The sequence below is a fragment of the Desulfatiferula olefinivorans genome (assembly GCF_054657895.1).
Window position 1 is genome coordinate 156,371 of record NZ_BAAHXV010000002.1, and the last position, 22,295, is coordinate 178,665.

Annotated in this window: 21 protein-coding genes and 1 CRISPR repeat array; of the genes, 20 read left to right on the plus strand and 1 reads right to left on the minus strand. The window is 48.7% G+C overall.

The features are described from left to right. Positions 1 to 7 precede the first annotated feature (7 nt). From ACYQ11_RS02370 to ACYQ11_RS02465, 20 genes are all read left to right on the plus strand, one after another. Entirely contained in the window at positions 8 to 1,021 is a 1,014-nt protein-coding gene (locus ACYQ11_RS02370) for a nitroreductase family protein (protein ID WP_459922133.1), read from the plus strand. Between the two features lie 151 nt (positions 1,022 to 1,172). After that, positions 1,173 to 1,526: a type II toxin-antitoxin system RelE/ParE family toxin gene (locus ACYQ11_RS02375; RefSeq protein ID WP_459922134.1), complete on the plus strand. Its 354-nt coding sequence runs from the start codon at positions 1,173 to 1,175 to the stop codon at positions 1,524 to 1,526. 13 nt (positions 1,527 to 1,539) lie between these two features. Beyond that, positions 1,540 to 1,842 carry a helix-turn-helix domain-containing protein gene (locus ACYQ11_RS02380; RefSeq protein WP_459922135.1) on the plus strand — a complete coding sequence of 101 codons (303 nt, stop codon included), beginning with the start codon at positions 1,540 to 1,542 and terminating at the stop codon, positions 1,840 to 1,842. 376 nt (positions 1,843 to 2,218) lie between these two features. Continuing rightward, complete coding sequence (locus tag ACYQ11_RS02385) at positions 2,219 to 3,106, plus strand: SGNH/GDSL hydrolase family protein (protein WP_459922136.1); 888 nt, start codon at positions 2,219 to 2,221, stop codon at positions 3,104 to 3,106. Between the two features lie 617 nt (positions 3,107 to 3,723). After that, positions 3,724 to 4,332 carry an Rpn family recombination-promoting nuclease/putative transposase gene (locus tag ACYQ11_RS02390; protein ID WP_459922137.1) on the plus strand — a complete coding sequence of 203 codons (609 nt, stop codon included), beginning with the start codon at positions 3,724 to 3,726 and terminating at the stop codon, positions 4,330 to 4,332. A 68-nt stretch (positions 4,333 to 4,400) separates the two neighbouring features. Beyond that, positions 4,401 to 4,739 carry a hypothetical protein gene (locus ACYQ11_RS02395; protein ID WP_459922138.1) on the plus strand — a complete coding sequence of 113 codons (339 nt, stop codon included), beginning with the start codon at positions 4,401 to 4,403 and terminating at the stop codon, positions 4,737 to 4,739. A gap of 609 nt (positions 4,740 to 5,348) precedes the next feature. Continuing rightward, complete coding sequence (locus tag ACYQ11_RS02400; RefSeq protein WP_459922139.1) at positions 5,349 to 6,338, plus strand: helix-turn-helix transcriptional regulator; 990 nt, start codon at positions 5,349 to 5,351, stop codon at positions 6,336 to 6,338. 113 nt (positions 6,339 to 6,451) lie between these two features. Further along, positions 6,452 to 7,465: a CRISPR-associated endonuclease Cas1 gene (cas1, locus tag ACYQ11_RS02405; RefSeq protein ID WP_459922140.1), complete on the plus strand. Its 1,014-nt coding sequence runs from the start codon at positions 6,452 to 6,454 to the stop codon at positions 7,463 to 7,465. 2 nt (positions 7,466 to 7,467) lie between these two features. After that, positions 7,468 to 7,764 (plus strand): CRISPR-associated endonuclease Cas2, encoded by a 297-nt coding sequence (cas2, locus tag ACYQ11_RS02410; RefSeq protein WP_459922141.1) that lies wholly within the window; start codon positions 7,468 to 7,470, stop codon positions 7,762 to 7,764. 120 nt (positions 7,765 to 7,884) lie between these two features. Next, a complete protein-coding gene (locus tag ACYQ11_RS02415) occupies positions 7,885 to 8,550 on the plus strand; it encodes a CRISPR-associated endonuclease Cas6 (protein ID WP_459922142.1) in 666 nt (221 codons plus the stop codon). After that, the gene (locus tag ACYQ11_RS02420) at positions 8,547 to 10,415 is read left to right on the plus strand and encodes a TIGR02556 family CRISPR-associated protein (protein ID WP_459922143.1); all 1,869 of its coding nucleotides are present in this window, start codon (positions 8,547 to 8,549) and stop codon (positions 10,413 to 10,415) included. Before ACYQ11_RS02415 ends, ACYQ11_RS02420 begins: the two co-directional genes overlap by 4 nt. A gap of 14 nt (positions 10,416 to 10,429) precedes the next feature. Next, positions 10,430 to 11,434, plus strand: a complete 1,005-nt coding sequence (gene cas7b, locus ACYQ11_RS02425) for a type I-B CRISPR-associated protein Cas7/Csh2 (protein ID WP_459922144.1) — start codon at positions 10,430 to 10,432, stop codon at positions 11,432 to 11,434. Next, positions 11,434 to 12,141 carry a type I-B CRISPR-associated protein Cas5b gene (gene cas5b, locus ACYQ11_RS02430; RefSeq protein ID WP_459922145.1) on the plus strand — a complete coding sequence of 236 codons (708 nt, stop codon included), beginning with the start codon at positions 11,434 to 11,436 and terminating at the stop codon, positions 12,139 to 12,141. Before cas7b ends, cas5b begins: the two co-directional genes overlap by 1 nt. Then, positions 12,128 to 14,524 (plus strand): CRISPR-associated helicase Cas3', encoded by a 2,397-nt coding sequence (cas3, locus tag ACYQ11_RS02435; RefSeq protein WP_459922146.1) that lies wholly within the window; start codon positions 12,128 to 12,130, stop codon positions 14,522 to 14,524. The genes cas5b and cas3 overlap by 14 nt, the downstream gene beginning before the upstream one ends. An 8-nt stretch (positions 14,525 to 14,532) precedes the next feature. Then, the gene (cas4, locus tag ACYQ11_RS02440; protein WP_459922147.1) at positions 14,533 to 15,135 is read left to right on the plus strand and encodes a CRISPR-associated protein Cas4; all 603 of its coding nucleotides are present in this window, start codon (positions 14,533 to 14,535) and stop codon (positions 15,133 to 15,135) included. A gap of 241 nt (positions 15,136 to 15,376) precedes the next feature. Further along, a CRISPR array of direct repeats spans positions 15,377 to 17,728; the repeat unit is 37 nt; unit sequence CTTCCTGACCGACATCCAGAACAACAAGGATTGAAAC. A gap of 3 nt (positions 17,729 to 17,731) precedes the next feature. Next, entirely contained in the window at positions 17,732 to 18,037 is a 306-nt protein-coding gene (locus tag ACYQ11_RS02445) for a hypothetical protein (protein WP_459922148.1), read from the plus strand. 48 nt (positions 18,038 to 18,085) lie between these two features. After that, positions 18,086 to 18,493: a hypothetical protein gene (locus ACYQ11_RS02450; RefSeq protein ID WP_459922149.1), complete on the plus strand. Its 408-nt coding sequence runs from the start codon at positions 18,086 to 18,088 to the stop codon at positions 18,491 to 18,493. A gap of 382 nt (positions 18,494 to 18,875) precedes the next feature. Beyond that, a complete protein-coding gene (locus tag ACYQ11_RS02455) occupies positions 18,876 to 19,376 on the plus strand; it encodes a DUF3592 domain-containing protein (protein WP_459922150.1) in 501 nt (166 codons plus the stop codon). A gap of 884 nt (positions 19,377 to 20,260) precedes the next feature. After that, positions 20,261 to 20,503: a DUF6364 family protein gene (locus ACYQ11_RS02460; RefSeq protein ID WP_459922151.1), complete on the plus strand. Its 243-nt coding sequence runs from the start codon at positions 20,261 to 20,263 to the stop codon at positions 20,501 to 20,503. Continuing rightward, positions 20,500 to 20,919 carry a PIN domain-containing protein gene (locus ACYQ11_RS02465; RefSeq protein ID WP_459922152.1) on the plus strand — a complete coding sequence of 140 codons (420 nt, stop codon included), beginning with the start codon at positions 20,500 to 20,502 and terminating at the stop codon, positions 20,917 to 20,919. Before ACYQ11_RS02460 ends, ACYQ11_RS02465 begins: the two co-directional genes overlap by 4 nt. 311 nt (positions 20,920 to 21,230) lie before the next feature. On the opposite strand, the gene ACYQ11_RS02470 is transcribed toward ACYQ11_RS02465, so the two are convergent. Then, positions 21,231 to 22,295, minus strand: a complete 1,065-nt coding sequence (locus tag ACYQ11_RS02470; RefSeq protein WP_459922153.1) for an Rpn family recombination-promoting nuclease/putative transposase — start codon at positions 22,293 to 22,295, stop codon at positions 21,231 to 21,233.

Here is a 22,295-nt window from a genome sequence, read left to right on the forward strand (position 1 = left end):
GAAACCCATGCTCGAAAAGTACACGAAAGCCTATATGCCCGAGATGACCTTCCCGGTCCGCAGCATCGATCCGGTGACCTGTTCCCGCTGCGGCCGCTGCGTAGAAACCTGCCCCTGCGGCGGCTTTTCCTGGACCCGGGGGGAGGTGCCCGTCCCCATCGGCTTCGGCGGTTTCGCCCAGGCCTGCATCAACTGCCGCAGCTGCATCGCCGTCTGCCCCACCGGAGCCGTAAGGGTCAGCGGGTCCTTTGCCGTCAACGAGGGGAGATACCGGAACCGTCTGACCGGAACCATGTCCGCACCCAACCCCTTCGGCGCCGATGACGCGCCGGACTTTGCCGACATCGCGCCGGAGCTGACCGACATCGAACGGATGATCTACACACGGCGGTCCAACCGCATCTTCAAGGACACGCCCGTACCGAAAGATCTTCTCCGCCGCATTCTCGAAGCCGGGCGGTTCGCCCCCTCGGCGGGCAACGGCCAGCCCTATCACCTGGTGGTGATCACCGACCCCGCCGTGATCCGGGAACTCGAAACCCGATCCATGGCCGTGCTCAGACGGCTCAAGAACCTCTACCTGAACGACTCCGGCAAACCGCCCTGGTGGAAAACCCTGCTGTTCACGGCGGGCAGCTTACTGATGGTCAACAAATTCGATCCCAGGCCCATCACGGCCATGGAAAAGGCCGACCGGAACGAGGACCGCCTGTTTTTCCGCGCCCCGGCCCTGATCCTCATTCTGAAAAACACCCGCGGCATCAGCAACCCGGACCTGGACGCGGGCATCCTGACCCAGACCCTGGTGCTCGCGGCCCATGCCCTGAAACTCGGCACCTGTGTGGTCTCCCTGCCCATGGTTCCCCTGTCCTACCCGATCATGGCCGGATTCCGTAAAAAGCTCGGCATCAAAAAACCCTTCGAAGCGGTGACCAGCATCGCCATCGGCTATCCCAAAGGAAAGATCGACGGCATCGTGGAACGGGACACGCCCCCCGTCACCTGGATCGAGCGGGGATGACGGGCATTCGTTAAAATTCACCACGGAGACACGGAGAGCGCGAAGATAAACACGGACGGCTTATCCACTTTACATTGCATTGGATTTCAACTTGACTATAGGTCAAAAGCTATATAGTATTTGACCTATAATGGTATGAGTTAAGGTTAATATGTGGGATATAGTGACGACTGACACATTTGACGAATGGTATGATGACCTCGACAAGAAAGATCGTGAAAACGTTTTGGCATCGCTAATGCTGCTAAAAGCTAAAGGTCCAACTTTACCGAGACCGTATGCTGATAGTGTAAAACAGTCAAAATATGCCAACAAGAAAGAACTGAGAGTCCAAAGCAAAGGCGATCCCATACGTGCTTTTTTCGCATTTGACCCGGACAGAAAAGGGATTGTGCTGTGTGCGGGATCAAAAGCCGGAGACGAAAAAAGGTTTTACTCAAAAATGGTTCCGATTGCCGACAATGAGTTTACGAATCATTTGAAAAGGCTTAAAGACAAAAAATAAAAGGGGTACGGCAATGGCACGAACACTTGAAGAACTCATAAAAAATGAAGACCCTAAAGTTGTTGAAAGGGCCGGTAAAAAAGCAGAGAATATGCTTTTCGATATAAGGCTGGCCGAACTCAGGGAGCGAACTCAGAAAACACAGAATGACATGGCCAAAGCACTGGGAATCAAACAACCCACCGTCGCGAGTCTGGAAAAACCTGGACGTGATCCTAAGCTTTCGACACTTAAACGATATGTGGAAGCAACTGGAAGCAAGCTCCGTATTGATATTGAACTCCCAGACGGATCGCATTTCGGATTCCCTTTATAAGGCTATTTCGCTCAACCCATCATCCTTATGAAATTTAACATCCCCCGCAAAAATATTTCACCACGGAGACACGGAGAACGCGGAGAAACAATTCACACATTCCAAACATGGGCACGGTTTGAGTGTCCGTCTGCCCCCTGATGGAATACCTTTAATTACCGTGATGGTAACACCCCGTTTTTCTCATATAACTTACCGTGTTTTTTACCATTCTTAAAAAAACGGAGGCCTGTGGAACAACACTTGACATGACATTCGAGACATGGTTCTATGGTATAAACATTGTTTCACAGCCACCTCCCCTCCCCTCATTTTCTGACCTTTCCCTTCGGTTTGTGAAACCATTCCTTTCACACCTATATATAAGGAGCGCCCTATGAAACACAGAATCATGTCCGTGGTGTTTGTTGTGTTGTCCGCTTTACTTTTAAGCGTCTCGACCGCGTTTTCATTCAGTTACGTCGTCGCGTTCGGCGACAGCCTGTCCGACAACGGCAATGCCGACGGGCACGGCTTCGGCGTCTACAGTGACGGCGAGGTCTGGGTGGATTATTTAGCGGATCTGATGGGAAGCGACCTGCTCGATATGGCCTACGGCGGGGCACGGACTTATGGTCATCCGGCTGCCCCGCCCCAGGATCCGACGATGTTCGGCCTCGGATGGCAGATCAACCACTACCTGAGCAACTACACCGTGAGCGGTGCCGACACCCTGTACACCGTCTGGGCCGGGGGCAACGATCTTCTGAACATCGATGAGCTTGGGGTTGGCGGAACCGTCCTGCGTGCGGTCAGCAACATCGCCGGATCGGTGGGCGCCCTGGCCCAGGCCGGTGCCCGGAACATCGTGGTGATGAACATGCCGAATCTCGGCGCAACGCCCCTGTTGAACGGTGCGCCCGAAACATCGGTTCCCGGCACCCAACTGGCCATGGGCTTCAACGTCGCCCTGGCCCAGGCCCTGGACATGTTCGCCAACAGCGGCCTCAACCTGATCACCATCGATGTCTTCGGCATGATGAACGATTTCATTGCAAACGGCGTGTTCGACAACAGCACCGACATGCTGTCAACGGCCGACGACGCCCAGGGCACCTATCTTTTCTGGGACGAGATTCATCCCACGACCTACGCCCACAGCCTGATCGCCGATGCCGTCTACGCCCAGACCGCCCCGGTCCCCGAACCGGCCACCCTCTTTCTTCTGGGAACCGGCCTTCTCGGATTCCTGGGCCTCCGGAAAAAATCCCGGGTCATGTCCTGATCCTGGACGGGCGGGCCACCACACCCGCCCGTTTTTTTTATGACATTCACCACAGAGACACGGAGAGCGCGGAGAAAAACCACGGACGCATTATCCAAACCCCCAACACCGCCCCGCCAAAATAGTTCACCACGGAGGCACGGAGAACACAGAGAAAAACACGGACGGATTATCCACAGATTACGCAGATGACGCAGATTACCCCAAGTCCCCTCCGCCGCCCCGCCAAAACGACCGCCCGGCGTAGGGTGGGCTGTGCCCACCAAATGCCACTCATCCCCATAAAATTCAACACACTGCCTCCGGGAAAATCTGTTTTGCCTGTGCTCGATTTCGATACCGATTTCGATCGCCCCTGCAACCGCTCAACCCACCGCGCGTCATGCCCATGGGTATGCCCTGTTTTTCCTCTGTCCCTTTGTGCCTCTGTGAGAAACAACAACCGTTTGCCCGAAGGAGAAAACGGTTTCCTGGGTTTTCTCACGAAGACACGGAGCCACAGAGGGAATGTAAGCACAAACCACAATTCCGGAATGATGGGCCATCGCACTTACACTTGTCAAAAAACAGCCGTTTAATCATTGATAAGGGAACTCAATCATGATAGAGCACCTGGCATGAACGAGGTCTTCAACGACATATTTTGTTCCCATGACAAGCTGTTCAAGGAAATCTGGAGCGATCTTGAAAACGCCAGATCCTTTCTGGAAAATTATCTTCCTCCCGCGTATCTGACGGTTTTTGACCTGAAAACCCTTGAAATCTGCAAAGGCAGCTTTGTCGAAAAAAATCTCAAGGAATATCATTCCGACCTTCTCTATAAAGTCAAAACCCATCAAGGACACGCATTCATCTACTTTCTGTTTGAGCATAAAAGCTATCCCGACGGTTTGATCCATCTTCAATTATTGAAGTACATGATCGGAATCTGGGAACTGTCGATCAAACAGAACAGGAAAAAACGATTTGATGCCATTGTCCCTCTGGTGATGTTCCATGGAAAAAAACAATGGACCACACCCAAACGTTTTGCCGAATTATTCTCCGGCACATCCGGGCCGCTTGTCTGCCATATTCCCGATTTCAAATACATTCTGTTTGATCTGCCAAAATACAGCGATGAACAGATTCGTGGCACCATCATCGAACGTCTGATGATCCTGGTTTTCAAACACATCTTTGATTCCGACTTTGATCAAAACTTCCGGGTATTTTCAAACTGTTAGAAGATCTGGTTCAAAAAGAAACGGGCTTGCAATACGTGGAAAGTTTGTTAAGATATCTTCTGTCTAACATGGAAAACATGACCGGCGACAAATTGAAATCCATTGTCGCCCAGTCACTCTCTGAAAAAGAAGGCGGTGTGATCATGAAGTTCGCCGATAGTGCATTGGGGAAAATATATAATAAGGGAATGAATCTGGGAATTCAGCAGACCATCCATATGGTCGTCCAGGCACGGAAAGACATGGCCGTAACCGTCATTGATTTAAAATTCGGCAACTCGCCGGAATCTGAACGTTTCAAACGTTATATTGACGGCCTGGACGATGCCGATCATCTTGCCCTCATCAACGAAAAACTAAAATCAGCCACAACCCTTGCCGAACTGTCAGGTTTCATCGGGCATTGATAACCGGTATCACTACACCCCCCCAAAAATAATTCACCACGGAGACACGGAGAGCACAGAGAAAAACACGGACGGATTATCCACAGATTACACAGATGACGCAGATTACCCCAAGTCCCCTCCGCCGCCCCGCAAAAACGTCCGCCCGGCGTAGGTTGGGTTGAGGAACGAAACCCAACAAATTGCCCGTCATCCTTATAAAATTCAACACCCTCCGCAAAAATCAATTCACCACGGAGACACGGAGAGCACGGAGAAAAGCAAAGACACCATAACCAACGAATCAAGCGTTCATTCACAGGGCACACGACACGTTCAAAAACCGAAACCCGTGAATGAACCCCTTCTTCATCCTGATGATTTTTTGTTGACACCCTCCCCGCCGTCATATACAGACCTTAAGGTAAGAGAAAAAAGCCTGGGGGGGCGGAATTTCTCTTTTGTATGTCAATTCGGTGCGCATCACATTGAAAACGGCTCGTCCCGACTTCGGATGGCCGGGTTCGATGTATGATTATAAATATCCATGCCTTGTGCATGGAAAGGCATGGCGTGTCCGCTTCGGAATACATCCGAACGGCCTGCCGCTGCCTGCACCGGGGAGGCTTCATGAGAGGAAAGAACCTGATCCAGGTGATCAAAATGCTCGACCTCCTGTCACGGCCCCAGGGCGTGACGGTCAAGGAATTTTCCGACGAGCTCGGCGTCTGTGTTCGCACCGTATCCCGCAGACTGACCGCCCTGCAACGCATGGGCATTCCCCTCTACGACGACAAAATCCCCCTTGAACGGGAAAAACGCTGGTTCATTGACGAGTCCTATGTCGCCCGTCTTCCCAACCTGACCCTGCCCAACATCGCGCTGACCTATCCCGAGATCATCTGCCTGTGCATGCTGGCCGGTGAAGCGGTGGTGTTCAAAGGCACCGAGGTGGATCGCCACCTGACGACGGCCCTTGCCAAACTCATCCACGTCATCCCCGAAGACACCCGGGCCGAACTGTCTGCCCTGAAACGGATTTTCATATGCAAAACCGTCGGCACCAAAGCCTATGCCGACAAAAACCCCGTCATCAAAGACCTGATCGAGTCGATCATCGGCGGCACGGCCTGCCGGATCACCTACCACGTGTTCTACAAAGACGAAATCGAAGAGGAAACCATCGGCCCCCTGCATCTGTTCGAACACAACGGCGGCCTGTACCTGTTTGCCGTCAAAAACACGGACAAGACCGTCCGCAGCTATGCGGTCGAGCGCATCCGCCGCATCACCCGGCTGTCCACCGCCGTGCCCTACCCCGACACCTTCGACCCCGACGCCCGGCTGAACTCCGCCTTCGGCATCACCCACGGCGACCCGATCACCGTCACCATCCGCTTCTCACACGCCGTGGCCCGCTACATCAAAGAACGCCGCTGGGCCGAAACCCAGACCCTGACCGACGACCCCGACGGCTCCGTCACCCTGACCCTGACCACCTCCGGCCGCCGCGACATCAAACGCTGGATCCTCTCCCACGGCCCCGACGCCCACATCCTGAAACCCGACGACCTGAAAAAGGAAATCGAAGACGACATAAAAAAAATGATGGGGGGGTGAAAATAAATGATGAAGTATGACCGAAAATGTCATGGTTGGGTGGTAAAGTTTTTCGTGGTTGATGACAACAAGTATCTTGTGAACCATTTCAGACGATGTAAATAGGATTAATCATGCAAATATTCGTCAATTCACCTGGCTCCATGATCAATCAGAAAGACGGGTGTTTTCGATTTTCGAATAAAGATAAGTCGTTCGATGTCTCGCCTGAAAAAATTGAATCCATTGTAACTACCAACAAGGCCATGATTTCGACACAAGCTATAAACCTGGCCCTGGACAATAATATCGATATCATTTTTCTAGATTCAAAGGGCGATCCAAAGGGAAGAGTCTGGTTTTCCAAAATGGGTAGTACCGCCCTTATACGACGCAAACAGCTTGAAGCTGAATTATCTGAAGTTGGGATCAACCTTGTGATTGATCTTGTCCGGGAAAAAGTAAGTAACCAGATCCGTTTTCTGAAAAAATTAGCCTTGGCTCGTCCAGGAAAGCACGATGTTTTTACCGGCCCCGTTCAGACCCTTACTGGTATTTTTGATAAACTGGTGTTCTCAGAAGAAAACTTAAATAGCATAAGAAATTCGATAATGGGGTACGAAGGGAGTGCCGGCAAAGTTTATTTCCAATGTATCTCATCAATCATGCCAACGGAATATCAATTCAACGGCCGCTCGAGGCGCCCCGCCAAAGACCCGTTCAATGCAATATTAAACTATGGGTTGGGGATGCTATACAGTCGAGTCGAAAAAGCCTGTATTATCGGTGGACTTGACCCATATATCGGATTCCTGCACACCGACAACTACAACAAGAAATCGTTAGTATTTGATTTGATAGAGCCTTTTAGAATTTATGCCGAACAAACAGCCGTTTATCTGTTCACCGGAAAAAAAATAAAGGAAACACATTTTGATCGATTCGACCACAGCGTCGCCCTGAACGAAAAAGGAAAACCTTTGGTTATCGAAACACTAAATTCGCATATGGACGAGAAAATCCGTTACAGAGGCAGAAATATTAAGCGCAAAAATATCATTCACCAAGAAGCACATAATTTAACGAACATCCTACTTGCCGATGAAGGGGGAAAACGCCCAGAATGGCTTAATATCAAGGAATTTTAATCATGGATGTTTTAGTCTGGATCATTTACGATATCGCCAACGACAAATCACGTACCAAAGTCGCCAAGGAGTGCAAAAGAGCTGGCCTGATCCGTGTACAAAAAAGCGTATTTCTCGGCCGACTTGAAGCGACCCGTTTCGATGAACTTCATGTAATGTTCGACGACTTGATTGATCCAAAAAAAGACAAGGTTTATTTGTTCCCTTTTTGCCAAGATGATTTCAAACAGGTCAAGGTGCTTGGACAAGGCTTTGACCGGAGACTGGTGAACGATGAAATCCTTTCCCAATTTTTTTAATCAGTTCTTGAATGGAACAACAAAGGAGAAAAACATTGCAAACGACTAAATTAACCAATCGGCTTGACCGTATTTGTCAAACCGTTATGGCGTCTTGAAAAACCTAATCGGGATTGATCAATGAAAAAGGCCATTTTGAAACTTAGTAACGTTAATCTGAAGCCTCAACAAATTCACAAGTTGCGGGGATATGTCGGAAATCTCTTTAAAAATCATGACCTCATCCACAATCATGATAATGAAACGGGTAAAGTTATCTACCGGTACCCCCTTGTTCAGTTCAAGGTAATCGACCGAGCCCCCTCTATTGTGTGCATCACGGAAAAAGCCGTGGCAGTATTTCATGATCTGTTTATGAATCTGGATGCCATATCTATTGATGGAACAATCATTCCGGTATTCGAAAAAGACCTCAAGATCGAAGACGTGCCTTTTGGTTATTCGAACGAGGCTTTTGTTTATGAGTTTCAAAGCCCCTGGATTGGGTTAAATCAAAAAAACTATTTGTCCTATGAAGACGCCAAAGATGACGGCGAACGAAAAACGTTACTCAAACGGATTCTAACCGGCAATCTTCTTTCCATGAGTAAGTCCCTCGAATACCGACTTGCCCCCGAACAAACTATCCATACAGATCTGACGGTCAAGTCCGGCCCCGTCCAATTGAAAGGGAAAACGCTTTTGGGATTCCGTGGCGTGATCAAAACCAATTTCATGATTCCGGATCATCTGGGCTTGGGGAAATCGGTGTCCAGGGGGTTCGGGGTTGTCAGGAGGATCATATGATAGAAGCCATTGCTGATCTGGGCAAGCATGCCTTGGCGCAGGACCCATCCCTTTCCATGTTTGACATCTGGCTGGAGGATTCTTTCGATCAGGGAAAAAACGAGCACCTGTTTCTTGTTGTATTCGAACGAACGGGGGATACCTGGGCCTATAAGGACATCGATTACCGGCAAAACGGGGAAAAGCTTAAAGCCAAGCTTCTTTATAAACGAGGATCGGCAAGGGGCAGCAACAAAACACCCACGGGTCAGGTATCCGCCGATATCGGGAAAACTTTTGACCAGAGAATCAAAGGATGGTTCGAAGGGGCTTGTGATGCGGATTTTCTTGATAAAGAGGCCCAGGTATTTCTCACGGCAATCCGTGATCTGATCCAAAAGCGTGAGGCTGATATCCGTGAAGACCTGAAAACAAAGCAGCAACAGATTGAAAGTAAAGGGGCTGTGCTTTCCGTTCTGTTTATCGAAAACGGGCAGGAAAAATTCCCTGGTGATTATCCGTTTTTTTCACGGTTTATCACCGAAGAGTGCGCCAAAGAATACAAATATTCGAAAACGTTTAAAAAATACTCTTATGCCAAACAATCCACATGCGCCGTTTGCCGGAAGGTCAAGGACGAGGTTTTCGGATATTTTACAACCCTGAAGTTTTACAATGTGGATAAACCGGGCATGGTTTCGGGAGGATTCAGGCAGGATCAAAGCTGGAAAAACTATCCGGTCTGCCTTGATTGCGCCCTGAATATCGAAATGGGGGTCAAGGTCATGGAGTCGGACCTTGATTATAATCTTTACGGTCTTCGGTACTACATGATTCCCAAATTCATTCATCCGGTTTCGGACTCCTATCTTCTTGAGCGAATCCGGAACCGTAAAAGGGACATAAAAATCAATGACGCGGACCGGCAAACGATCACCGGTCAGGAGGAAGACATCATTGATCTGGTGAAAGAAGAAGAAAACAAGATCAGTTTCAACCTTGTTTTTTACGACAAGCCCCAAAAAGAAGTGTTCCGGATTCTTGCCAATATCGAAGATGTTTTACCCTCCCGGATAGGCTGTTTGTATGATGTCAAAGACCGCGTGGACCAGATCGTGTTTTTTCAGAAGTTGTCCAAAGAGGGCAAGCGGATTTTTCGATTCCATTTCGGTGTGATCAGGCAGTTCTTTCCCAATGACAAGCTGAACGGGAACCACAACAAATCATTTCTTCAGATCGTGGATAACGTGTTTAAAGGCGCCCCCATTGAATATTCTTATGTTCTGACCCACATCATGAAGACCGTGAGAAACGCATTTATCACTGAAGAGAACGATTGGTATTCCACCCTTTTCGGGTGGATACTGCTGATTTATTTAAACGAACTCGGCATATTAACCGTCAACCGCAAAAAGGTGAGGCCCATGGATCAGATATTTTTTCAATCATTCGAAATCAAATCCAAGGACGAATTTGATGACCAGGTGACTCTGTTTTTTGAATCATTTCAGGATTTCTTCAGGACGGACGCCCATAAAGGCGTCTTTCTGCTTGGGGTGTTGACCCGATTTTTATTGAACATTCAAGCAAGTGACCGGAATTCAACACCGTTCCGTTCACGATTAAAAGGGCTCAAAATGGACAGCCGTGATCTGATCGGGCTATTGCCCATGATCATCGAGAAACTCGAACAGTATCAGAAGAATTATTACACCCCTCTGGAAACGTTGATTTCCAAATACATGGTTTCAGCGGGGGATCACCACGCATGGACGATTCCCTTGGATGAACTGAACTATATCTTCGTTCTTGGCATGAACCTGTCGGATTATTTTAATTATTATGAGAAAAACGGCCCGAAAACCAAAACCGTGACGAACCCCTAAATGGAGGATTGACAATGGCTGAAATAAACAAACGCTCTGAACTGCTCTTTCTTTACGACATTGAAAACGCGAATCCCAACGGTGACCCCAATGATGAAAACAAACCAAGAATCGATGAAGAAACCGGCCGAAACATCGTGACCGATGTGCGACTGAAACGCACAATCCGGGATTATCTGCACGAAAACGGAAAGGACATCTTTGTCCAAGAAAAGGTCTACGATCAGGAAGGACATATTCAGGACGCCAAGTTAAGAGCTTTGGACTATCTCAAGGACCAGGAGGATTTGAGTGACAAGAAAGCCGAGGAACAGAAACAAATTATTGCCCGCAATATTCTGAGTGAATGCATCGATGTCCGCCTTTTTGGCGCGACGATTCCGCTGGAACTGAAGGTCAAGGACGGCAAAGATAAAACAAAGAGCGTTTCCAGTTCGCTGACTTACACAGGGCCAGTGCAATTCAAGATGGGAAAATCGGTTCACGGGGTCAAAATCATGCATGTGAAGGGAACCGGAGCCTTTGCTTCAAATAAAGATTCAACAAAAAAAACATTCCGTGAAGAATACGTCCTGCCTTATTCGTTGATCGGATTTTACGGGATTATCAATGAAAATGCAGCGAAACACACCAAACTGACCACCGAGGATGTGGTCGATCTAAAAAAAGCTATGTGGAACGGCACCAAGGGGCTGATTTCCCGGTCGAAGTTCGGTCAGATGCCCCGGTTGCTCTTGTCTATCACCTACAAGGAACCCGATTTTTTCATCGGGGAACTGGACAACCGCATCAGGCTTAAGGCGGAATGCATTGATTCCAAAATCAGAAAGCCCGAAGATTACGCTGTTGACCTGACCGAACTTGTGGAAGCCGTCAAAGCGCACCACGATAAAATCGAGCGTGTGGGTTATGTGAGTGACCGCAAGATGACCTACATTCTTAACGATCAACCCGTAACGCTTGACAGTGAAGAATTAAAGAAGCTGAATTTTATAGACGAATCCGCCGAGGTCCTGTGATGATCAAAGCACTCTCCTTTACGTTAAGGGGGGATTACGGTCATTTCAAAAAATACTACACGACCACGTCCCCCCTGACTTTCGAGTTCCCGCCGCCGCCCACGGTTATCGGCATCGTGTCCGCTATGATCGGCCTTGACAAGGACGATTACCTGGGCCGTTTTCCGGAGGATTCATGGAAGATCGCCGTGTGTCTTAGCAAGCCGGTCAAAAAAGTCCGATGGACCGTGAACCTTGTTGATACGAAACAGCATTTCTGGAGGATCAAAAACCGGACGCAAATCCGAACCGAATACCTGAAAGATCCCGAGTTCAGAATTTACTTTTATCATTCGGATACGGACCTCTACGACCAACTGAAAGAAAAACTCGTCAACCACCACACGGTGTATTCCCTTTCCCTTGGACTGAGCGAACTTCTTGGTGACTTTTCCTATGACGGAGAATGCACACTCACAGAGTGCCATGAGCCCGGCTTTCAGGAGATTCGTTCCGTGGTTCCCGTCTCCTGCCTGCTCGATGAGCCGTCCGTGGATTTTGATACCAGTCTGGAACTGTTCAAGGTCAATTATCCGGTGGTCATGGCCCCGGACCGCACGGTGGTGAGACGGGAGGATGTCCTGTTCGAGCGCCGCGCCAGGGCCATTACCTGCAAGGTCCGTCAATCCTATGATACGGGAAAAGGTGAGCGCATTGTGTTCTTCTGACCTGTCTTCCCACCCCGGAAAGAAGCTGATCGATCATATGGAGAGGGTGGCTGATGCCTGTGTTTCCAAATTCATTGAGGACCAGCCTGACCTTGGATACTTTTTTCACCTTGACCATTGGAAACACCTGGTCTGGATCATGGGGTTTTTTCATGACATCGGCAAGGCCACCCCTTTTTTTCAGGACTATCTGGCGGAGAAGGATGAAGACAAGAAACGGTCCATGAAAAGCGACCCCCTGACCAGCCATGCTCTCCTTTCCGCCGTGATCGCCCATTTCTTGGTATCCCGGTATTCTGAAGCCCACTCGCAAGAAAGCGATTTGTGGCGCATCATGCCCTTGTTTGTGTTTCTCTGTATCAAACGGCATCACGGGAACCCCGGAAACGCTTTCGGTTTAAAAGGATCGGACAATGAGTTAGACGGCACTGATCCCGCGCATCTGGATCACCAGTATCAGGCGTGTTCCAAGGAGGCTATGGATGGCTTCCTCGCACATGCGGCCAAGACGACCGGGTTTAAACTTTCAGTGGATGATTTCCCGGCATCATGGCAGGATTACTGTACAAAATTCGTTGTCAGAACCGAAAACCGGACGCTTTACAAATTGCAAAAAAACACCGCCTACTACTTTATATTCCAGTATCTTTTTTCGCTTCTTCTTCATTCGGACAAGGAAGAGGCGATTTTCAGCGGCTCCGTGGACTTTACGCGCAGGTCCATTCCGGACACGATAGTCAGGGATTACATCACCCGTGAGTTCGGAAAACCTGAAGGCAGGATGAACCGTATCCGGTCCGAGATGTTTGATGACGCGGACCGGTCCGCCATGAATACGGATATCGTGTCAAACCATGTTTTTTCATTGAACGTCCCCACAGGCACAGGAAAAACCTTCACGTCCCTGTCTGTAGCCCTCAGGCTCAGAACGCGAATGGAGAAAGACGGACGGAAACCCCGAATTATTTATGCCTTGCCGTTTACAAGTATCATCGATCAGAACCATGACGTTTTCAAGGAGGTTCTGGCTGATCCCGATTCATCGGTTCTGTTGAAACATCACCACCTGGCGGATATGTGCTACACAGCGGGTGAAGGCGAATTTGAGACCGGCGAATCCAAGTTCCTGATTGAAAGCTGGACATCCGAAGTCATCGTGACCACCATGTTCCAGGTTTTTCACACTCTTTTCACGAACAAAAACAAGATGATCCAGAAATTCAGGATGTTCGCCAATGCCATTGTGCTTCTTGACGAGGTTCAGTCCCTTCCGTACACCTACTGGAACCTTGCGAGAAACGCCATGGAGTGTATGGCCAGGCTTTTCCATACCCGGTTTATCCTGATCACGGCAACCCAGCCCAAAATATACGATGACCATGAAATTGCCGAACTGGTCCCCGACAAACAAAGGTATTTCTCCCAACTGGACCGGGTGACCCTGACCTTTCACGAAACGCCCCTCACCTTATCCGAATACACGGAACGGTGCAGGAAGGAAGTGCAATCAAGCGGGGAATCCTTCCTGTTCGTCATGAACACGGTCAACTCTGCCATGGTGTTATACAATGCGCTATCCGGGGCCGACAAGGATGCGGATTATGTTTTCCTTGCCACCAACATTATCCCGGCCCACCGCCTGCAACGTATCCGGGACATTAAAGACAGTAAAAAAAGAAAAATCATCGTATCAACCCAAATGATCGAAGCAGGTGTGGATATTGATGTTGAAAACGTCTGGCGGGATTCGGGGCCACTGGAATCGATCAACCAGGTGTGCGGGAGGTGCAACCGCCATTTTGCATCAGAGCGGAAAGGCCGCGTCTGTATTTTCCAGATCCTGGATGAGAACAACAGGAATACGCCGTTTGAGAAATACGTCTACGGGAAAAACGCCCTGTCCATGCTGGAAACCAAAACCATCATTTCAAAAAAACCGGATATTTCCGAAACCGAATTCCTGCAAAACATGGATCGGTATTACTCGGAAATTCAATCCAAACAAAACAATGACGGATCAAATAAAGTCCATGAATGCATGGACAACCTCCAATTCCAGGGTGTCTATGATTCCTTTCATTTCATTGACCCGGCCAACTATGACCAGAAAGATGTGTTCATTGAATGGGATGACAAGGCCCGCAATGTCTGGGGGGAATTCCTTTCAATCAGGGCAATGGGTGATCCCATCAAACGGAAGGAGGCATTTCTGAAAATCAGAAAGGATTTTTATGATTATGTCCTGTCCCTCCCGGCCAAATATGTTCCGGATCAGGCGTTTGACGGGACGTTTGTGGTGTACGCCTCTCATGAATCGCTTCCGGCATGTTATGAAGAAGCCACCGGCTGGAAACGGGATACGACCGGGACGCTGGTTTTTTAGGGGAAGCGATGGCGGAAATCATGACAGACGGATTTTCATTAACGGCAACCCATTTTCTGGAATATCTCTATTGCCCCCGCTACACGTATTTTGAACATGTTCTATATATCCCAGAAAACCAAGGCAAACGATTTAAAGTTGAAAAAGGCCGAACCGTTCATGAAAAAGTCAGGGCCATGAACCCCGACTATCTGCGAAAAAAAGTCGGCACCATCGATAAAAGAATTGATGTTTACTTAACCTGCAAGTGCATTCGCGGTGTGGTGGACGAAATTCTTTTTTTGGATGACGGCACGGCGGCTCCACTGGATTACAAATACGCCGAGTACAAAGACAAAGTGTTCAAAACTTACAAACTGCAATTGGCGTTTTACGGACGATTGATCCGGGAAAATTATGATATACCAGTGAATCGGGGGTTCATTGTCTATACGAGAAGTAAAAATAAATTGATCGAAGTTCAGTTGACATCACAGGATTATAAAGAGCTGGAACTGACTCTTTCCGAAATCAGCGACGTAATCAACTATTGCAGATATCCAAAGGCAACCGGTGTTAAAAAAAGATGTCCGGATTGCTGTTACAGGAATATTTGTGGTGGACATGATTGAACCATGGACATTTTTATCCTGTTTTGGTAGCAATGTCAGAAAATCATAGCGTCTGATTAGCTTGAATTTATAGAATATTTCAACAAATTTGAAATATTATCCATGATAATAAGCCATTACGATTATCTGCTAACCTGAAATCGGGTAATTCCATGAATTCATATCATATCAACCGTTCAATTTTGATCTTTGAAAATATGGTTAAATACATTGAATTTAAAATGAATATCTAAAAAATGGGCTTCCTGACCGACATCCAGAACAACAAGGATTGAAACAGCTTGAAAATATATTCGCCGCACGGATATTCCGGCTTCCTGACCGACATCCAGAACAACAAGGATTGAAACTTCTGAACGTCGAATGGAACACTGACTTTTCGGACGCTTCCTGACCGACATCCAGAACAACAAGGATTGAAACCATACGGAGATATGCAAGCTCTACTCCTGTCGCAACTTCCTGACCGACATCCAGAACAACAAGGATTGAAACTGTTACCCAAGCCCCGATAGTCACAGCCGATGCCCTTCCTGACCGACATCCAGAACAACAAGGATTGAAACTTAATCCGACACGGTAAACACCAACCGCAAGGGACTTCCTGACCGACATCCAGAACAACAAGGATTGAAACGTCAAGACATCAGTAGAGCCATGACAGCCAAAATGCTTCCTGACCGACATCCAGAACAACAAGGATTGAAACGGAAGAAAAGATCAGCGTTGACGAACTCAAACACACTTCCTGACCGACATCCAGAACAACAAGGATTGAAACTGGCAGCGAAAACGGGTTCCGTCCCTGCGGCGAAACTTCCTGACCGACATCCAGAACAACAAGGATTGAAACTTGATCCGGCACGGTAAACACCAACCGCAAGGGAACTTCCTGACCGACATCCAGAACAACAAGGATTGAAACATGGTACGATAAATAACCCGCCCCTCTACAGAGGCTTCCTGACCGACATCCAGAACAACAAGGATTGAAACTCACCTGTCCACCTCCGCCCGTAGCACCGGCTATTTCTTCCTGACCGACATCCAGAACAACAAGGATTGAAACGATATTCAAAAAACGTGATGGTTGACAAATGACAACTTCCTGACCGACATCCAGAACAACAAGGATTGAAACATCCCGGCTTGCTTCCGAAGCTTGTAAAACGGCTTCTTCCTGACCGACATCCAGAACAACAAGGATTGAAACATCCAATCCGGGCAATGGCCGACCAAATACAAATCGCCTTCCTGACCGACATCCAGAACAACAAGGATTGAAACCATGAACACCATCGCCTTTTGTGGTCTGTTCGGATCTTCCTGACCGACATCCAGAACAACAAGGATTGAAACTGCATCGGACTGGTTCGACGTTCGAGAAAGTCGCGGCTTCCTGACCGACATCCAGAACAACAAGGATTGAAACATCAATTCCGACTTGAGTTCATCTGCCATATCATCCTTCCTGACCGACATCCAGAACAACAAGGATTGAAACTGTTGTGAGTCTCCCTGATTTTTTCACTCTGTCAATCTTCCTGACCGACATCCAGAACAACAAGGATTGAAACATAACAACCTGATTGAAATAGAGGCCCCGCAAACGGACTTCCTGACCGACATCCAGAACAACAAGGATTGAAACATTTAATTACAAAGATAAAAGAGGTTCAAATTCTCTTCCTGACCGACATCCAGAACAACAAGGATTGAAACATAAGAAAGGATATGATCTTTGACTTCTCCTAAAGTCTTCCTGACCGACATCCAGAACAACAAGGATTGAAACATGGTGTACATGCTGTTGTTGGCAAGATAGTCCCATGCTTCCTGACCGACATCCAGAACAACAAGGATTGAAACTTGAAATCTGGCCAAACGAAATCATGCGGTTGCCTGCTTCCTGACCGACATCCAGAACAACAAGGATTGAAACTCGGGAAAATATCAGGCCGGGAACGAAGATTTCCGCTTCCTGACCGACATCCAGAACAACAAGGATTGAAACATCTGTTTTATAAAGATATGGGGCCTCGACCATCAACTTCCTGACCGACATCCAGAACAACAAGGATTGAAACACTCAAGGCACAACCGACCTGATGATCCCTACTTGGCTTCCTGACCGACATCCAGAACAACAAGGATTGAAACCCCGTGGCACGGAATGGGTACCACGGCCTGATGGTCTTCCTGACCGACATCCAGAACAACAAGGATTGAAACCGTCCGGGGCCATCGTAACACTTGACGGCGATGTGCTTCCTGACCGACATCCAGAACAACAAGGATTGAAACTAGCAATTTCGGCCCTATTCGGAAAATCCTTATCACTTCCTGACCGACATCCAGAACAACAAGGATTGAAACGCTTTTATGCTCTCCGTTGACTATCAGGCCAAAGACTTCCTGACCGACATCCAGAACAACAAGGATTGAAACCTTGAAACTCAAATCGAAGGGCAACAGCTTGATAACTTCCTGACCGACATCCAGAACAACAAGGATTGAAACACATAACGGGTCTAAACCTGCATATCCGGTATGAGCCTTCCTGACCGACATCCAGAACAACAAGGATTGAAACGGAATGCAGTGCCCCCGGGCGTTGCCCCGGAACCGCTTCCTGACCGACTTCCAGAACACCGCATTATGGCATTCGTTTTTTTTTGCGAATGGTGATGTTTTTTATGGGGATGATGGGCAATTTGTTGGGGTACCGCGCGCCGTGCCCGTACAGGTGTATTCCCCGGTTGAATTGATGAATTATTTTTGCGGGGCGGTGGTGGGGTTTTGGAATAATCTGTGTTCATCTGCGAAATCTGTGGATAAATTCGTCCGTGTTTTTCTCCGTGTGCTCCGTGTCTCCGTGGTGAATCATTTTGCGAATGGATGAATTTATAGGGACACCGGGCCGAACGACGATAGACAAAGGATAAACCGAATGAATGATTTGATCGGCTACGAAAAGGTTGATGTAACAGAGTTCAGCTTTAATGACGTCAGGCCCCTTCGTTTTAAAAACAGGGCCGTGTTTGAGGCTGCAACACGGCTGCTTGAAAAGGATACTGTTTCTCTTTTGACGGTAAAAACGCCCAGGGGCACCTTCCTGAATATCATCGGAATGAAGAAAGACGACGAGGTCAGGGTGTTTCATTACAGGTTCACCCAAAAAAGACCCAACCTTATCCCTGTTTTTTGCCGGCTTCTGGGCTTCCATCTTGACGACAATGAGTGGGTCTGGCTTCATGACACTCTCTTTCACGGAAACATCATCATCACGCCGGATGACATCACGGGGGACCGGAACCTGCCGTTGTTTTACAGCGGCCCGGACACGGGAAAGCCTTGAATTGTGACGCCCTGCGTCATTTGTGTAATTCGTCCGTGGCTTTCTCCGTGTGCTCCGTGTCTCCGTGGTGAATTGTTCTTTTGCGGAGGGGGTTGCATTTCATGGGGGTGACAGGCACAGCCCACGATGGGCGGTCGTTTTGGCGGGGTGGTAATCTGTGTTCATCTGTGTCATCTGTGGATAATCCGTCCGTGTTTTTCTCCGTGTTCTCCGTGTCTCCGTGGTGAAATTTCCGGTGATCGTGCGGGCGGGGGCTTTACAATCGGGGCGCGGGCTGATACGCATTTCAATGATCCATGTGAATTATCGCCTGACCCGTTTGTTCCTGTAAAACCTTGATTCCATCTTAAAACCGTTCCATCACGACAGGGAGGATAAAGGTATGAACACCGACACTCAAACAACGAAAAACACCGCAAGTAACGCCGTCATCCTGGTCCTGGCCCTGGTGGGGTTCGGGATTGTGTTCGGGGGATTTGGCCTGTTTCGGTATCAGACCGCAAAGAAAAGCCTGGCCTGGCCGTCGACCACGGGAACGATCACCTCGGCCAGGGCCGAATCCCGCAAGGCGGATAAGGGGTTTCAATACATGCCGTCGGTGCGGTACACCTATTCGGTCAATCAGACCCGGTATACAGGCAGCCGGATCACCGCATCGGACACCTACGAGAAAACCAAAAGCCGGGCCGAAAAAATCCTCCGCGACTACCCCGTGGGCGGTGCGGTGACGGTGTATTACGATCCCGAAAAACCCGGTGAATCGCTGCTTGTGACCGGTATGAAAGCCAATGTCTACGGCCTATTGGCCGCCGGGATTTTTTGTCTGTTTTTTGCTGTGGCCGTTGGCGTTTCCGCCTTGAAAGGCAAACAGCAGACGGAATGACCGAGATAAGGGTGACGGCTTCGAAAAAAAGTCCGATTTAGCGCTAAAGCTTCACTTCGTGTCTGCGTTGCGCTTCATTCCTCGGGATTCGCGGCGCCTTGAACTCGAACGCTTTTCTTTGCCGTCCTTTGATGACTTTTTACGAGTTCATCAAGGGTAATCCGTGGATAATGTGTCTGTGGTTTTCTCCGCGCTCTCCGTGGTGAATTGTTTTTCTGCGGAGGGTGTTGCATTTTATGGGGATAACGGGCAATTTGTTGGGACACGGCACGCCGTGCCCGTACTGGCGTATTACCCGGTTGAATTGGTGAATTATTTTTGCGGGGCGGTGTTGGGGTTTTGGGCAATCTGTGCTCATCCGTGTCATCTGTGGATAATTTATCCATGTTTTTTTCTCTGTGGCTCCGTGTCTCCGTGAGAAAACCCAGGAAACCGTTTTCCCCTTCGGGGCAAACGGTTGTTGTCTCTCACAGAGGCACAAAGGCACAGAGAAAAACAGGTCATGCCCATGGGCCTGACGCGCGGTGGATTGAGCGATCGCATTGCCAATCGAAATCGAAATCGTTATCGAAATCGAAATCGGCCACATTCAGAACAGGTTTTTCCATGAGATAGGGTGTTGAATTTTATAAGGTTGACGGGCAATTTGTTGGGTTTGGTTCCTCAACCCAACCTACGACAGGCGGTCGTTTTTACGGGGCGGTGGTGGGGTTTTGGTCAATCTGTGCTCATCTGCGAAATCTGTGGATAATTTGTCCGTGTTTTTCTCCGTGTTCTCCGTGCCTCGGTGGTGCCGCCCTGCCCTTTCGAAAAGCTCTCTTGACGCAACCATATCGATTGCCGTATAATTTTTTCATCTTTATACGTCATATACGAGGCTCACCATGAACACAAAACTCACTCTGCGGCTTGACGAGCAATTAATCCAGTCGGCTAAACAGCATGCACAATCCCTCGGGAAATCCGTGTCACAGATGGTGGCGGATTATTTCTATACCCTCGACAAAACGTCTCGATCTTCTGGCGGAACCATCACCCCACGGGTGAAATCATTGAGGGGAGCCCTGAAAGACAAGGGTCTGGGCGAGGAGGATTACAAAACCTATCTTGAAGATAAATACCTATGATCATTCTTTTTGATACCAACGTCATCCTCGATGTCCTGCTTGACAGGGAGCCGTTTTCCGAATCCGCCTGCCGCCTTCTTTCGTTTGTGGAACGGGGTGATGTAAAGGGAATGCTTTGCGCCACCACGATCACCACCCTTTATTACCTATCCGCCAAGGTCCTTGACAGAAAAAAGGCCATGGCACATATCGCCACACTCATGACCCTGTTTGACATCGCACCGGTCACCCGTTCCGTCATCGAAAAGGCCCTCATCTCTCCGTTTACGGATTTCGAGGACGCCGTTATCGATCAGGCGGCAAGCCAAGCCGGAGCCCAGGCCCTTGTCACCCGTGATCCCAAAGGCTTCACCGGGTCTGATCGCCCGGTGTATTCCCCGGTTGAATTGGTAAATATCCTTGAGTCAGACGGGTAAGTTTTTCCGTGTCTCCGTGATAAAACCGGAAGAAACCGTTTTCCCCTTCGGGTCAAACGGTTGTTGTCTCTCACAGAGGCACAAAGACACAGCGAAAAAACAGGTCATGCCCATGGGTATGACGCGCGGTGGGATGGACGGCAATGTGTTGGGGCACGGCGCACCCTACGATGGGCGGTCGTTTTGGCGGGGCGGTGGTGGGGGGATTGGGGTAATCTGCGTCATCTGTGGATGAATCCGTCCGTGGTTTTCTCCGTGCTCTCCGTGTCTCCTTGGTGAATTGTTTCTGCGGAGGGTGTTGATACCGGTTATCAATGCCCGATGAAACCTGACAGGTCGGCAAGGGTCGTGGCTGATTTCAGTTTTTCGTTGATAAGGGCAAGATGATCGGCATCGTCTATGCTGTCGATATAGCGTTTGAAACGCTCGGATTCCGGCGAGTGGCCAAATTTTAGATCAATGATGGTTATGGCCATGTCTTTCCGGGCCTGAACGACCATGTGGATGGACTGCTGGATGCCCTGGCTGATTCCTTGGCTGATTCCTTGGTTGATGCCTTGGCTGATACCGTGATGCATACCCTTGTTGTATATTTTCCCCAATGCGCTGTCGGCAAACTTCATGATCACACCGCCTTCTTTTTCAGAGAGTGACTGGGCGACAATGGCTTTCAATTTTTCGCCGGTCATGTTTTCCATGTTGGACAGGAGATATCTTAACAAACTTTCCACGTATTGCAAACCCGTTTCTTTTTGAACCAGGTCTTCTAACAGTTTGAAAATACCGGGAAGCTTTTGATCAAAATCGTTATCGAAGATGTGTTTGAAAACCAGCATCACCAGACGTTCGATGATGGTTCCCCGGATCTGTTCATCGCTGTACTGTGGAAGGTCGAACAAAATGTATTTGAAATCGGGGATATGGCAGCCAAACGGGCCGTAAGCGTCGGAGAACAGTTCGGTAAAACGTTCGGGTGTGGTCCATTGTTTTTTTCCATGGTACATCACCAGAGGGACAATGGCATCGAATCGTTTTTTCCTGTTCTGCTTGACCGACAGTTCCCAGATTCCTGTCATGTATTTCAATAATTGAAGATGAATCAAGCCGTCAGGATAGCTTTTGTGCTCAAACAAAAAGTAGATGAATGCATGCCCATGATCGGTTGCGACCTTATAGAGAAGGTCGGAATGATATTCCTTGAGGTTTTTCTCGACAAAGCTGCCCTTGCAGATTTCAAGGGTTTTCAGGTCAAAGACCGCCAGATACTCCTCAGGAAGATAGTTTGCCAGAAAGGATCGGGCGTTTTCAAGGTCACTCCAGATTTCCTTGAACAGTTTGTCATGGGAACAAAATATGTCGTTTATGGTCTCGTTCAT

Coding starts and splice junctions, on each gene's coding strand:
- ACYQ11_RS02400 (WP_459922139.1), top strand. CDS start 5,349: ATGAGAGGAAAGAACCTGATCCAGGTGATCAAAATGCTCGACCTCCTG.
- cas1 (WP_459922140.1), top strand. CDS start 6,452: ATGCAAATATTCGTCAATTCACCTGGCTCCATGATCAATCAGAAAGAC.
- ACYQ11_RS02370 (WP_459922133.1), top strand. CDS start 8: ATGCTCGAAAAGTACACGAAAGCCTATATGCCCGAGATGACCTTCCCG.
- ACYQ11_RS02460 (WP_459922151.1), top strand. CDS start 20,261: ATGAACACAAAACTCACTCTGCGGCTTGACGAGCAATTAATCCAGTCG.
- ACYQ11_RS02455 (WP_459922150.1), top strand. CDS start 18,876: ATGAACACCGACACTCAAACAACGAAAAACACCGCAAGTAACGCCGTC.
- ACYQ11_RS02470 (WP_459922153.1), bottom strand. CDS start 22,295: ATGAACGAGACCATAAACGACATATTTTGTTCCCATGACAAACTGTTC.
- ACYQ11_RS02465 (WP_459922152.1), top strand. CDS start 20,500: ATGATCATTCTTTTTGATACCAACGTCATCCTCGATGTCCTGCTTGAC.
- cas5b (WP_459922145.1), top strand. CDS start 11,434: ATGATCAAAGCACTCTCCTTTACGTTAAGGGGGGATTACGGTCATTTC.
- ACYQ11_RS02450 (WP_459922149.1), top strand. CDS start 18,086: ATGAATGATTTGATCGGCTACGAAAAGGTTGATGTAACAGAGTTCAGC.
- ACYQ11_RS02390 (WP_459922137.1), top strand. CDS start 3,724: ATGAACGAGGTCTTCAACGACATATTTTGTTCCCATGACAAGCTGTTC.
- cas7b (WP_459922144.1), top strand. CDS start 10,430: ATGGCTGAAATAAACAAACGCTCTGAACTGCTCTTTCTTTACGACATT.
- ACYQ11_RS02445 (WP_459922148.1), top strand. CDS start 17,732: ATGCAGTGCCCCCGGGCGTTGCCCCGGAACCGCTTCCTGACCGACTTC.
- ACYQ11_RS02380 (WP_459922135.1), top strand. CDS start 1,540: ATGGCACGAACACTTGAAGAACTCATAAAAAATGAAGACCCTAAAGTT.
- ACYQ11_RS02375 (WP_459922134.1), top strand. CDS start 1,173: ATGTGGGATATAGTGACGACTGACACATTTGACGAATGGTATGATGAC.
- ACYQ11_RS02415 (WP_459922142.1), top strand. CDS start 7,885: ATGAAAAAGGCCATTTTGAAACTTAGTAACGTTAATCTGAAGCCTCAA.
- cas4 (WP_459922147.1), top strand. CDS start 14,533: ATGGCGGAAATCATGACAGACGGATTTTCATTAACGGCAACCCATTTT.
- cas2 (WP_459922141.1), top strand. CDS start 7,468: ATGGATGTTTTAGTCTGGATCATTTACGATATCGCCAACGACAAATCA.
- ACYQ11_RS02395 (WP_459922138.1), top strand. CDS start 4,401: ATGGAAAACATGACCGGCGACAAATTGAAATCCATTGTCGCCCAGTCA.
- ACYQ11_RS02385 (WP_459922136.1), top strand. CDS start 2,219: ATGAAACACAGAATCATGTCCGTGGTGTTTGTTGTGTTGTCCGCTTTA.
- ACYQ11_RS02420 (WP_459922143.1), top strand. CDS start 8,547: ATGATAGAAGCCATTGCTGATCTGGGCAAGCATGCCTTGGCGCAGGAC.